This window comes from Aliiruegeria haliotis (assembly GCF_003003255.1).
GTDB lineage: Bacteria > Pseudomonadota > Alphaproteobacteria > Rhodobacterales > Rhodobacteraceae > Tropicimonas > Tropicimonas haliotis.
In genome coordinates this window covers 276,213-289,016 of record NZ_PVTD01000002.1, presented here as the reverse complement: position 1 = coordinate 289,016, position 12,804 = coordinate 276,213, and the positions used below count along the sequence as shown (strand labels likewise).

Genomic DNA, 12,804 nt, shown 5'->3' with positions numbered 1-12,804 from the left:
GGCGTCAGATCGACATCTTCTTGAAGATCGGCTCCGGCACGGCGCGGATGATCATCATGATGTAGCGCCAGAAGAAGGGCGTGTAGAGCACGTTCTTCTTCTTCGCCACGGCCGTCAGGATGGACTCGGCCACAGCCTCGGGCGGGGCGACGAGGAACATGCCGTCGAGCCCCCATGTCATCGCGGTATCGACAAACCCGGGCTTCACCGTGACCGCGTGCGCGCCGGAGCGCGTCAGTCGATTGCGCAAGCCGGACATGTAGGTCGCGAACCCGGCCTTGGCCGAGCCGTAGACGTAGTTGCCAACCCGACCGCGATCGCCGGCGACGGAGCCCACGCCAACGATGGTGCCGCCTTGGCGCTCCTCGAGGAGCGGGGCAAGCATGTGCAACAACCGTGCCGGACCGGTGAAACTGTCGGCAACCACACCGTCGAGCATGTCCGGGGCGCCGTCGATCTCCTCCTGTGGTGGCATCGAGCCGACAAACACGGCCGCGTTCAACGTGCCTTCGCGGGCGGCCATGGCGTCGATCAGTGCCGGAAAGCTCTCCGGGTCGCGGGCATCGAAGCGCATGGCCTCGGCGAACGGGGCGCCGCGCAGCCTGCAATCGGCCGCCGTGGCGTCCAGATCCACCATGTCGCGACCGCAGACGATCACGGCAGCGCCGCGTTCCGCCAGTTCTCGGGCGAGCGCGCGCGCCATCGAGGACGTCGCGCCGACGATGAGCCAGGTTTCCTGCGGGGTCTCGGTCATGTCTGGGTCCTCAGGGCAAGACGGCGTGTCAGGTCGGTTTCATAGGCATGCTCGGGGTCGAGGTCGTTGACGATCTCCGCCCAGGCGGCACGGTCTGGGTACATCGCATCCATCTGTTCGGCGGTCGCGAAGGCGTCCTTGGCCAAGTACACCCGGCCGCCAACGTCCTGCACGAGTCCGATCAATGTGCGGATCATGTCCGGAGCCTCGTCGCGCGCCGGGAAATCGATGGCCAGCGTGTAGCCCTCGGTCGGGAAGGACATCATGCCGGCATTGCCCGGCCCCATGCGTTTCAGCACCGCAAGCGGAGAGGCCAGCCCCGAGGCGCTGACGCGGTTCAGCATGTCGCGCAGCACCTCGCGGGCCGCGATGGGCACGACGCATTGGAACTGGTGAAAGCCGCGCTTCCCGTAGAGCCGGTTCCAGTCGTGGATCTTGTCGAGCGGGAAGAAGAAATCCTCCAGCGGCTTCACCACCGTGCGCCCACGCTCCGGGATGCGGCGATAATAGGCGGCATTGAAGTTGCGCACGATCGGCCCGGATAGCGCGAAACTGGGGGCATCCATGGGCACGCGCTTGCCGCGCTTGGCAGGGGGGACAAGACCGGGGCCGGTTTCTCCTTCTTCTAGGATGCCGCGGCCCAGAGCGTCGCCCTTGGCCGTCGCGTCGATCCATCCGACGGTGTAGGTTGCCTCGGAACGGTCCAGGTGATCGAGGAAGCTGTCGAGGTTCGGCATCCGTTGCTCGGTCACCATCATCACATCGCCCCGCACCGGCTGCATTTGCAGTTTCACGGTGCCGATGGGGCCGGTCTGACCCATGCCGCCAACGGTTGCCGCAAAGAGTGGGTCCTCCGGAGTGATCGTCCGGGGGCCGTCTGGCAGGTGCAAAGTCAGTTCCACCACGTGCTGGCCGAAGCTGCCCTTTTGGTGATGGTTCTTGCCATGCACGTCCATGGCAATGGCGCCGCCCACGGTCGCAAAGCCGGTGCCGGGCAGGATCGTGGGCAGCCAGCCCTTGGCGCCGAAGGCCGTGACGATATCGCCGAGGGGCACGCCGGCTTCGGCGGTCAGTATCCCGGTTTCCGCGTCGAAGCCGAGCAGGCGATTCAACCGCGCGGTGGTGATCGCCCGGCCGCCCGCGTTCAGACAGGCATCGGCATAGGACCGGCAGGCGCCGATGGCGGGGGCAGGGGTCTCGGTTGCGAGCCGGCTCAGCGCCGAGATGCGCTCGGGGCGGGCAAGCTCTCCGCGGGCGGTGAAGAACCGGCCCCAGCCGGCGTATTCAGCGGTTTTCCAGGTCATGTGCGGCCTTTTTCGAATGGCTTTCCGCAAAGGGGAAGACGACGAGCCCGAGCCCGATGGCGAACCAGAGGGTGGTCAGGCGAATGACGGCGGTCGCGGGAATGGAGACTTCCAGCGGTACGCCTTGCAGTTTCAGCAATGCGATCATCGCGGCTTCGGCGCCACCGACGCCGCCCGGGGCGCCGGTCAGCCCCCCGGCAAGAGTCGAGAAGATGAAGATGCCGACCGCGTTCCAGAACGGGATGTCAGCCCCCATCCAGCCAAGCAGCATGAAGAAGGCATAGCCCTCGGCGAGCCAACCGACGCCACCGAGCACGAGCGCGGAGCCCAGCACGGTCGGGCGGCTGAACAATTCCAGCGAGCGTGTCGACTGCCGGATCTTGCCGAAATGGCGCTTCCATCGTCCCAGCATCCGATAGGCCAGCGTGACGAAGGCCGTCAGCAAACGCGGGCGGGTGACAAGGATCGCGGCGCCCATCGACAGGATCGCGACCGGAAGGGCGCCCGATATGCCGACCGTCGACAGTGCCAGAGACATCCCGAGCAGCGCGGCCATCGCGGCGAGATCGGAGGAACGGTCCACGAGGACAAGCGGCGCGGTGCGCTCGACCGGCCAGCCGGTCTCCCGTCGAAGCCAGCGCATGCGGATCAATTCGCCGACGCGTCCCGGGGTGACGGTCATCGCGAAGCCGCCGAAGAAATGGCGAAGGTCCTGGGCCAGAGCCGTGGGCAGGCCGAGGGCGCGGGCAAACAGGTGCCAGCGGCCGCCGCGAAACATGTAGTTGACCAGCGACAAGGCAAGTAGTGCCACCACCTGGATCCAGCCGAGACGTCCCACCTGCTCCAACGTTTCCTCCCAGCCGGTGGCGAATGCCAATCCGGCCAGCCCGGCAAGGAAAAGACCCAGCAAAGCCACCACGAGAGCCATCTCGTGCCAGCGCCGGCCGGGCGATGCGGTGTTGGACGTCACGTTGGACCTGCTCGTTCTTGTGTCGTTGGTGACGGGTTAGGGGGTAATTGGGGCGGTATTGTGGAAAATGTTTCCAGAGGCAGTACAAATCTCGGGCGACGGGGCCTCGGGACACAGGCCTGCCAGAGCAATACGCAAGGGCAGGGCGGCGCATCCTGCGCGCGATAGGGCCAAACCCGACCCAAACCAGGTCGGCAGGCGTGTGCGGCGCAAGTGGCACCGGGTCAGGTTTGCTCCCGCCCCGGTGCCCTGGTTCGGTCTAGACCAGCGTCGCCTCGGTGGCAGCGCGGATATCGTCCTCGGTTACGTCCGGAGCGCATTCGACGATCTTCAATCCACCTTCGACCACATCGAGAACGCCAAGGTTGGTGATGATCCGGTCAACGACGCCGGTGCCGGTCAGCGGCAGCGTGCATTCCTTGAGCACCTTGGTTTCGCCCTTCTTGTTGGTGTGGTCCATGACCACCACAACGCGGCCGACGCCGGCGACAAGGTCCATGGCTCCGCCCATGCCCTTCACGAGCTTGCCGGGGATCATCCAGTTGGCGAGGTCGCCATTCTCCGCCACTTCCATGGCGCCGAGGATCGCCATGGCGATCTTGCCGCCGCGGATCATGCCAAAGCTCTGGGCGCTGTCGAAATAGGCCGTCTGCGGCAGCTCGGTGATCGTCTGCTTGCCGGCATTGATCAGGTCGGCGTCCTCTTCTCCCTCATAGGGGAAGGGGCCCATGCCGAGCATGCCGTTTTCGGATTGAAGCGTCACTTCGATGCCGTCGGGGATGTGGTTCGAGACCAGCGTCGGGATGCCGATGCCGAGGTTCACATACCAGCCGTCCTGAAGCTCTTGCGCGGCGCGGGCCGCCATCTGATTGCGATCCCAGGGCATTACGACGCCTCCTTCTGACGGGTGGTGCGCTGTTCGATGCGCTTCTCGTGCTCGCCCTGGACGATGCGATGGACGTAGATGCCGGGCAGGTGGATCGTATCGGGGTCCAGCGCGCCGGTGGGAACGATCTCCTCCACCTCGACGACGCAGGTCCTGCCGCACATCGCCGCTGGCGGGTTGAAGTTGCGTGCCGTCTTGCGGAACACGAGATTCCCGGTCGGATCGGCCTTCCACGCCTTGACGATGGAGAGATCGGCGAAAATGCCTTCCTCCATGATGTAGGTCTCGCCGTTGAACTCCCGATGGTCCTTGCCTTCGGCGATGACCGTTCCGACGCCTGTCTTGGTATAGAAGCCTGGGATTCCGCAGCCGCCCGCACGCATACGCTCGGCCAGCGTCCCTTGCGGGTTGAACTCCAGCTCCAGCTCGCCGGAGAGATACTGGCGCATGAACTCCGCATTCTCGCCCACGTAGGAGGACATCATCTTCTTCACCTGCCGGGTTTGCAGCAGGATGCCGATGCCGAACTCGTCCACGCCGGCGTTGTTCGATGCGAAGGTCAGATCCTTCACGCCGCTGTCCTTGATCGCGTTGAGCAGAAGCTCGGGAATGCCGCAGAGGCCGAAACCGCCGGCGGCGATCAGCATGCCGTCCTGCAGCAAACCGTCCAGTGCCTCGGCGGCACTGCCGTATACCTTGTCCATGGAGAACCTCCCATTGCCTTTGGGAGAGGTTTCTGACGGCAGATACCGGGCCTGTCAAATGAATGCTGCGCCGCGGCAGGCGCCGGCCCGCGAATGCACGGGCAAGGGGCTCCGGCGGTTGCCGGGGTGCGATCCACCTTACCGAGCCCTTTCCCGGGCAGCGTGCGCCCGGAGAGTTGCAAACTGTCGCTGCGAACCGGGCCACGCGCACCGCGTGGGGTTGATCGGCGAGTGGGTGGTCACTGAGGCGCCGAAACGTGTCGATCGCCCCCTCCGCAGCTTGTCCGCCGCTGAGCAAAACTGTTTCCGGCGATCCTGACGGCTCCTGACAGAACGGTGTCAGGAGGGCTGTGCCATAACAGTGCTATCGGATTTGATGACAACAGGAGTTTCCCCCGATGACTTACCGTCCCGAAAATGCCACCGTCTGGATCGAAATCCCCGTGACCGACCTCGACAAGGCGATGGAATTCTATAGCGCGACCACCGGCATGGCATTGAACAAGGTGACCGACATGGAACCCAACCCGATTGCCATGTTTGTCAATGAAACCGAGGGCAAGGGCGTGGCCGGCCACCTCTATCCGGGCAAGCCGGCCGGTGACGGGTCCGGGCCGACGGTGCATCTGGCCACCCCCGGCAAGCTCGAGGCAACCATGGATCGTGTGAAAGAAGCCGGCGGGACCGGTTTCTCGCCGATCATCACCATACCGCCGGGGCGTTTCTTCTATTGCCAGGACCCGGATGGCAACTCGGTCAGCTTCTTTGAAACCGATCCCGACGCCACCTACGGGGCCGCAACCTGATGCGACGGGCCGACCGCCTTTTCCAGATCGTGCAGTTTCTGCGCGGCGGTCGGCTCGTCACCGCCCGGCAACTTGCCGATCGGCTGGAGGTCTCGGAGCGGACGATCTACCGCGATATTGCCGATTTGCAGGCGTCCGGGGTCCCCGTCGATGGCGAGGCCGGGGTTGGCTATGTCATGCAGGGAGGTTTCGAGCTGCCGCCGTTGATGTTCTCCCGCAACGAGATCGTGGCCCTTGTGGCGGGCGCACGATTGATCCGCGCCTGGGGTGGAGCCGCGATGGCCCGCGGAGCGGAAGAAGCGCTGATCAAGATCGAAGGCGTGCTGCCGGACGCCGAACGCGCCCGTGCCCGCGCAGTACAAGTCCGATCCATCGCGCCGGAAATGACCGACGACCTCCGCGAGCGGATCGACCGGGTGGAGGCGGCGGTAGACGGGCGGTGCGTGCTGTCGATCCGCTACGAGGACGCCGCGGGATCTTTCAGCTCGCGGCGAATCCGGCCGCTGGGTCTTTGGTTCTGGGGCAAGGTCTGGACACTCGTGGCCTGGTGTGAGCTGCGCGACGACTTCCGTATGTTCCGTCTGGATCGCATCAGTCTTCTCGAAGACACCGGCGAAGCATTCCGCGCCGAACGCGGAAAGACCCTCGCGGCGTTTTTTCAACTGATGGAAGACAAACGTCATGGCTGACGCAAGGTGCAAGAGCCGGGGCGATTGTCCGCCTGTCGTGTGGCCCGTGCATCGTGGTCGAATTGCGAGCCTTGGGGGCGATGTCGGCTGGCCGTGCGACCGTTTTGGCGGGTGAGGCCATACCAGCGGCGACCGCAACTCCTGGCAGTGGTCCGCAGCGGATCCGCCGCGCAAAGAGCTCCGGAACGACGGAGGCCTGCCAATCGGTTCGAAAGATGCACCTAGCCAAACGCCACGCGCGCTTTGGCGTTGAAAGAGGAGTCCCGATCCCCGCCAGAAAAGGGCCTGTCAACCGGCCCTTCCGCGCGGGCCGAGCCGCTTGAAGCCGCTCTCACCAGCCTATCGATACAATGGCGATGTCCCGGAAGTGGGCACGACACTCGTTGTAACGGGCAGCTCGCCTTCCAAGATCGGCAAGTCGCGACCATCCGACCGATGTCTCCGATCCGTTGTGGTCGCTTGTTGCGGCTGTCGCCAGGGCACCGCCGCCGGTCTCCCGGCGGTGGCTACCTATTCGGATGCCTTCTGGGCCGCGCTCTTCCTGGAGGGCGCTTTCTTGGCTGCCGGCTTCTTGGCCGTCGCCTTTTTCGCGGTGCTCTTCTTTGCCTTGGAGGTCTTGCGCGTGCCCTTCTTGGCCGCTTTCTCCGCGATCAGCTCGACCGCCTGTTCCATGGTCACCTCCTGCGGGTCGGTGTCCTTTGGCAGCGTCGCGTTGATCTTTTCCCACTTCACATAGGGACCGTAGCGCCCCTCCATGACGTTCACGGGACCACCGTCCTCGGGATGCTCGCCCAACTCCTTGAGAGGCTTCGCTGCCGCGCCACGACGGCCACCGGGGTTGGCGCGCTTCTCCGCCAGCATTTCCACCGCGCGGTTCATGCCGACCTCGAAGACCTCGGCGGGATCCTTGAGATTGACATAGACGGGCTTGGCGTCATCGGGCAGCTGGTGCGCGACATAGGGGCCGAAGCGGCCGAAATTGCTGGTGATCGTGCCGCCGTCGGGATGTTCACCGATCTTCCGGGGCAGGCTGAGGAGGACAAGCGCCTTTTCGAGGTCCATATCCTCCGCCTTCCAGCCCTTCGGCAGACTGGAGCGCGGCGGTTTCGGGTTTTCCTCGGTCGCGTCGCCCCGCTGCACGTAATGTCCGAAACGGCCATCCCGCAGGGTGATCTTGTCCTCGTTGTCATAGCCCAGAAGTTTGCCGTCGGGGCCGATGCCGGATTCCTCGGTGCCCGGCGGGCCGAAGGGCCGGGTGAACCGGCATTCGGGGTAGTTCGAACAGCCGATGAAGGCGCCGCCCGACCGTGCGGTGCGCATCGACAGCCGACCGTTGCCGCAGTTCGGGCACAGGCGCGGATCGCTCCCGTCCTCAGTCGGCGGGAAGAGGTGGGGTTCCAGCACCTCGTTGATCTTTTCCAGCACATCGGTGATGCGCAATTCCGATGTCTCGGCAATCGCGGCGGAGAAGTCGCGCCAGAACTTGGCCAGCAGCTCCTTGTAATCCGCCTCGCCGGCGGAGACGTGATCGAGTTCCTCCTCCAGGCCCGCCGTGAAATCGTACCCTACGTAGCGGCGGAAGTAGTTCATCAGGAAAGCGATGACGAGCCGACCCTTGTCCTCCGGGATCAGCCGGTTCTTGTCCTTCCGTACATAGCCGCGATCCTGGATCGTGGTCACGATGGAGGCATAGGTGGAGGGGCGCCCGATGCCCAGTTCTTCCATGCGCTTGACCAGCGTGGCCTCGGTGTAGCGCGGCGGCGGCTGGGTGAAGTGTTGCTCCGGCGTAATCTCGCGCTTGTCCGCGGCCTCGCCCTGCATGATTGCCGGCAGACGCTTGTCATCGTCGTCCACGACCACGTCGTCGCGACCTTCCTCATAAACGCGCATGAACCCATCGAACAGCACCACCTGTCCGGTGGCCCGCAGGCCGACCTGGCCATCGGCGCTGCCGATATCGACGGTGGTCCGCTCCATCCGCGCGGCAGCCATCTGGCTGGCAAGTGTCCGCTTCCAGATCAGGTCGTAGAGCTTGCGCTGATCGGCCTCCGAAACCTTCAGGCTTGCCGCATCGCGCGACATGTCCGTCGGGCGGATACACTCGTGCGCTTCCTGTGCGTTCTTCGCCTTGTTCTTGTAGATGCGCGGGCTTTGGGGGACGTAGTCCGCACCATACCGGTCCTTGATTGCGTCGCGCGCGGCGGCCACGGCTTCCGGCGCCATGTCGATGCCGTCGGTCCGCATGTAGGTGATCAACCCGGCTTCGTAGAGTCGCTGGGCCGCGCTCATGGTCTGGCGGGCGCCCATGCCGAACTTCCGGCTTGCCTCCTGCTGCAAGGTCGAGGTCATGAAAGGCGCAGACGGGTTCCGGTTCGCGGGTTTCGCCTCGACCGCCTTGACCGAGAGGTCGCGGGAGGTGATGGCCTGAACCGCCAGTTCGGCCGCGGTTTCATTGGCGATGTCGAACTTGTCGAGCTTCTTGCCGGCGAGCACGGTGAGGCGGGCCTCGTAGGTCTGGCCGCGCGGCGTGGCCAGAAGGGCCTTCACCGTCCAGTATTCCTGCGGCTTGAAGGCCTCGATCTCCATCTCGCGCTCAACGATCAGCCGCAGGCAGACGGATTGCACGCGGCCTGCCGACCGCGATCCGGGGAGCTTGCGCCAGAGAACCGGCGAAAGATTGAAGCCCACGAGGTAGTCGAGCGCCCGGCGTGCGAGGTAGGCATCCACCAGAGGCCGATCCACCTGGCGCGGGTTCTGCATCGCCTCGGTCACCGCGGACTTGGTGATCGCGTTGAAGACCACGCGGCTGACGTCGGTGTCCTTCTTGATCGCGCGGCGCTTGCGCAGGGTTTCCTCAAGGTGCCAGCTGATCGCCTCTCCCTCGCGGTCGGGGTCGGTTGCGAGGATCAGCGCATTGTCGTCCTTGAGGGCGTCGGCAATGGCCTTCACATGCTTCCGGGAATCGTTGGCGACCTCCCAGGTCATCTCAAAATCCTGCTCGGTGTCCACCGACCCGTCCTTGGGGGGGAGGTCCCGGACGTGCCCGTAGGAGGCAAGAACGGTATAGTTGTCGCCGAGATACTTGTTGATTGTCTTGGCCTTTGCAGGCGATTCGACGACGACAACGGGCATGGATGAGACCTTTGAAATCCGAGTCAGGCAATTGGCGGGCGAACATGTGGTGCGTTCCCCGCCTTGTCAATGCGGCGTCACGGCGGGGATGTGACAGAAACTTGCCGCTGCGTCACCTGCGCGCGCGGCGAACCGGCGTCAGGCGGAGCGCGCCAGCAAGCCGCCCGGCTGGCGAATGACGGCGCCATCCATCTCCAGCGCGAGCAGTTCTTCGGCTATGGCCTGCCCGGGAAGGGCCAAGTCGCGCACGAGCTGGTCCTCCGCAATCGGGGAGGGGCCCAGAAAAGTGAGGATTCTGTCCCGCACCGGATCACCGACATTTGATCGATCCGGCGCGCTTTCGCGAAGCAGTCGGGGCGGGGACGGCGCCGGTGTCCTGTCCACCACGTTCCGGATGGAGGGCTGTGGAAGCGACGCTAGCACCTCCAGCACGTCGTCGGGACCGCGCACCAGCGCCGCGCCGTCGCGGAGCAGCAGGTTGCATCCGGCGGCGCGGGCATCGAACGGGTGTCCTGGCACCGCCATGACCTCCCGTCCCTGATCAAGCGCATCCCGCGCGGTGATGAGGCTGCCGGAGCGGACGGCCGCCTCTACGACAACCACCGCGCGCGACAGGCCGGAGATGATGCGGTTTCGGCGCGGGAAGTGGCGGGCCTGCGGCTGCACGCCCATCGGCATTTCGGAGAGGATCAGACCCTGTTCCGCAATCAGCCCGGTCAGGGCCGCGTTTTCGCGGGGGTAGATGACGTCGACGCCGCCTGCGACAACGGCGATGGTCCCGGTGGAAAGGGCGGTTTCGTGGACGATCTTGTCGATGCCACGCGCAAGGCCGGAGGCGACAACCAAGCCATTGTCGCCCAGCCCCTTCGCCAGCGATGCGGCCATTCGGCGGCCAAGGCTCGATGCGTTTCGTGCACCGACGAGGGCGACCGCGGGGCGATCAAGCAAGTCGCGCACGCCTCTTGCCCAGAGCATCGGCGGCGCATCCGGCAGGTCGAGCAGGGCGGATGGGTAGAGCGGGTCGCCTTGCCAGAGCATCCGTGCCCCGACCCGGCGGGCGGCTGCGAGTTCGCGGTCGACTAGCCCCGGCGGGCAGGCTGTGTACTCTTTCACGCCAGCCGATCGGGCAAGTTGGGGGAGGGCAGCGAGAGCGGCCTGCGCGTCGCCGGAATGCTCGGCCATCAGACGTTTGTAGGTCTGGATTCCAACTCTGTGGGAGCGCAAGAGACGGAGGCGAGCGCGGATATGTCCTTCCGAGGTGGGTGGTGCGAGGGGGGGTGGGGAAGAAAACAAATCCAAACCGTCGCCGCTCCGTCTCTTGCTGACACCATGGCTATTAGGAAACGGTTAACCAGCGGTAAACGACATTCGGAAAGTTTGAGGAAAACAAAAAAGGTCCGAGAGGATGATCGTCGGATCCACTGTTGTCCGCCGCAAAGGGCGTCGGATCGGCCCTTGTCCGGGGGCTCAAAGACTCTTCTGGAAGACGATGCACCGGAGGGGGAAGGGGCCGTCAATGGTCTCGACTTTGACCTCTGACACGCCGCGCGACAGCCATCCCTGCCGAGCATAAAACCGTGCAGCGCGGGTGTTTTCCGGCAGGCACTTTAGAGTCGGAGTGGCGCATCCGCTGACCCTGAGACGATGCTCGCCATCAGCAAGCAGGGCGGCAGCTGTGCCGCCTCCACGAGCCTCCGGAGAAACAAAGAGCTGATCCAACTCCCCCTGGTCCGCCGTCCTGATGGCGCAGAAACCGGCAATCCCGCCGGTGGCGTCCACGGCAACCCGAATGCTGGAGATCATTCGCCCCAGCCGGACCCGGAAACTGTCCTGGGTACGCTGTTGCAAAAGGGCCGGGGGCACATGGTCTGCATGGGCCTCGTGCCACCCGGCGTGCCAGAGATCGGTCAGCGAAGGGATATCGCCGACCGTCGCATCACGCAGGTGACTCACGCCGCAGAGCCGCCAACGGTGAGGCCGCCGATTGCGAGCGTCGGTTGGCCAACCCCGACCGGCACCCACTGGCCCGCCTTGCCGCAATTGCCGATGCCGGGGTCGAGCGCCATGTCGTTTCCGATGGCGGTGATGTTGCGCAGCGCGGTGGGGCCGTCGCCGATCAGGGTCGCCCCCTTGACGGGCGCACCGATCTTTCCGTCCTTCACCCGGTAGGCTTCAGTGCAGGAGAAGACGAACTTGCCGTTGGTAATATCGACCTGGCCACCACCGAACCCGACGGCATAGAGGCCGTCCCTGAGGTCCGACAGGATCGCGGACGGTTCGGCGTCGCCTGCGAGCATGTAGGTGTTGGTCATGCGCGGCATAGGTGGATGGGCGTAGCTTTCGCGGCGACCGTTGCCGGTGGGAGCCACTCCCATCAGGCGTGCGTTCTGACGGTCCTGCATGAAACCGGTGAGAACGCCATCTTCGATCAGCACGTTGCGGGCGGAGGGGGTGCCCTCGTCGTCTACGCTGATGGAGCCGCGGCGGTCGGGAATAGTGCCGTCGTCGAGGACGGTTACACCCTTCGAGGCGATTTGCTGGCCCATGAGTCCGGCGAAGGCGGACGTATGTTTGCGGTTCGCGTCGCCTTCCAACCCGTGACCGATGGCCTCGTGCAGCAGAATGCCGGGCCACCCCGGGCCGAGCACCACGTCCATGATGCCCGCGGGGGCGGGTTCAGCTTCGAGGTTGACGAGTGCGATCCGCAGCGCCTCTCGCGCAACGCTTTCCCAGTGGGAGCGGTCGATCAGGCCATCGAGGCCGGATCGACCGCCGCCGCCGGTTCCGCCCTGCTCGCGGCGGCCGTCCTGCTCCACGATCACGCTCACGTTCAGGCGGCTCATGGGGCGGCAGTCGGTCACCAACGTGCCGTCGGGGCGCAGGATCGCGACCTCCTGGAGCGAGGCGGCGAGGGTGGCCGAGACCTGAACGACGCGCTTGTCCAGCCCGCGTGCAAAGCCATCGATTTCGCGAAGGACATCGATCTTCACGGGAAAGGTCGCATCGGCGATCGGATCGGCATCCGCGTAGAGCTTGCGATTCGTGGCCTGAGGTGGCCCGGCAAGCGTTCCGCCACCGGAACCCACGGCAAGCCGTGCCGTTTCAGCGGCGCGTTTCAGGGCGTTTTCGGTGATCTCGGTCGAATGGGCATAGCCGGCGGTTTCGCCTCGAACGGCACGCAGGCCAAAGCCCTGGGACGCATCATAGCTGGCCGTCTTCACACGGCCATCATCGAAGACAAGTGCTTCGGAACGCTTGCGTTCAAGGAAAAGTTCACCGTCATCGGCACCATCGGTGGCCGCCTTCAGGGTAGCGAGCGCCGCGTCCGCATCGAGGAGCGTCTCGAAGGGGCGGAAGGCGGAATTGTCAGGCTCGGTCAAGGTGGCACCTCCGTGAAATCAACATATTCGCAGGTGACTCGTTGACGCAAATCACCGGGTTGTGCAGTTTTGCGTAATATGGTCTCTAGACCGCAGGACACAACGGGCTACTTCCGACCCGACGGCCAAGGCCATCTGGGAGGAGGCCCTGTTCGGTTTCGGCCGAAAAGCGAACGGGA

11 protein-coding genes are annotated in these 12,804 nt (G+C 65.0%); 2 read left to right on the top strand and 9 right to left on the bottom strand.

The window, feature by feature from the left end:
• Window positions 1-4 precede the first annotated feature (4 nt).
• The 5 genes from CLV78_RS06750 to CLV78_RS06730 all read right to left on the bottom strand — a co-directional run bounded on the left by CLV78_RS06750 (window position 5) and on the right by CLV78_RS06730 (window position 4,618).
• Window positions 5-754, bottom strand: coding sequence for an SDR family NAD(P)-dependent oxidoreductase (locus CLV78_RS06750; RefSeq protein WP_106204026.1), 750 nt, complete (start codon window positions 752-754; stop codon window positions 5-7).
• A complete protein-coding gene (locus CLV78_RS06745) occupies window positions 751-2,058 on the bottom strand; it encodes an FAD-binding oxidoreductase (protein WP_106204025.1) in 1,308 nt (435 codons plus the stop codon). The genes CLV78_RS06750 and CLV78_RS06745 overlap by 4 nt, the downstream gene beginning before the upstream one ends.
• Complete coding sequence (locus CLV78_RS06740) at window positions 2,039-3,028, bottom strand: lysylphosphatidylglycerol synthase transmembrane domain-containing protein (RefSeq protein ID WP_245924862.1); 990 nt, start codon at window positions 3,026-3,028, stop codon at window positions 2,039-2,041. Before CLV78_RS06740 ends, CLV78_RS06745 begins: the two co-directional genes overlap by 20 nt.
• A gap of 259 nt (window positions 3,029-3,287) precedes the next feature.
• The gene (locus tag CLV78_RS06735; protein WP_106204024.1) at window positions 3,288-3,914 is read right to left on the bottom strand and encodes a 3-oxoacid CoA-transferase subunit B; all 627 of its coding nucleotides are present in this window, start codon (window positions 3,912-3,914) and stop codon (window positions 3,288-3,290) included.
• A complete protein-coding gene (locus CLV78_RS06730) occupies window positions 3,914-4,618 on the bottom strand; it encodes a CoA transferase subunit A (RefSeq protein ID WP_106204023.1) in 705 nt (234 codons plus the stop codon). Before CLV78_RS06730 ends, CLV78_RS06735 begins: the two co-directional genes overlap by 1 nt.
• Before the next feature lie 398 nt (window positions 4,619-5,016).
• Here CLV78_RS06730 and CLV78_RS06725 point away from each other — a divergent pair, with 398 nt between their 5' ends.
• Both CLV78_RS06725 and CLV78_RS06720 read left to right on the top strand, forming a co-directional pair.
• On the top strand, window positions 5,017-5,424 hold the full coding sequence (locus CLV78_RS06725) for a VOC family protein (RefSeq protein ID WP_106204022.1): 408 nt from the start codon (window positions 5,017-5,019) through the stop codon (window positions 5,422-5,424).
• A complete protein-coding gene (locus tag CLV78_RS06720) occupies window positions 5,424-6,113 on the top strand; it encodes a helix-turn-helix transcriptional regulator (protein ID WP_106204021.1) in 690 nt (229 codons plus the stop codon). Before CLV78_RS06725 ends, CLV78_RS06720 begins: the two co-directional genes overlap by 1 nt.
• 510 nt (window positions 6,114-6,623) lie before the next feature.
• Here the strand turns inward: CLV78_RS06720 and topA are convergent.
• The 4 genes from topA to tldD form a co-directional block, all read right to left on the bottom strand.
• Window positions 6,624-9,245 (bottom strand): type I DNA topoisomerase, encoded by a 2,622-nt coding sequence (topA, locus tag CLV78_RS06715; protein WP_106204020.1) that lies wholly within the window; start codon window positions 9,243-9,245, stop codon window positions 6,624-6,626.
• Between the two features lie 138 nt (window positions 9,246-9,383).
• Window positions 9,384-10,538 carry a DNA-processing protein DprA gene (gene dprA, locus CLV78_RS06710; RefSeq protein ID WP_483860569.1) on the bottom strand — a complete coding sequence of 385 codons (1,155 nt, stop codon included), beginning with the start codon at window positions 10,536-10,538 and terminating at the stop codon, window positions 9,384-9,386.
• Between the two features lie 174 nt (window positions 10,539-10,712).
• Window positions 10,713-11,198 (bottom strand): GNAT family N-acetyltransferase, encoded by a 486-nt coding sequence (locus CLV78_RS06705; protein ID WP_106204018.1) that lies wholly within the window; start codon window positions 11,196-11,198, stop codon window positions 10,713-10,715.
• Window positions 11,195-12,625: a metalloprotease TldD gene (gene tldD / locus CLV78_RS06700; RefSeq protein ID WP_106204017.1), complete on the bottom strand. Its 1,431-nt coding sequence runs from the start codon at window positions 12,623-12,625 to the stop codon at window positions 11,195-11,197. The genes CLV78_RS06705 and tldD overlap by 4 nt, the downstream gene beginning before the upstream one ends.
• Between the last annotated feature and the right edge of the window lie 179 nt (window positions 12,626-12,804).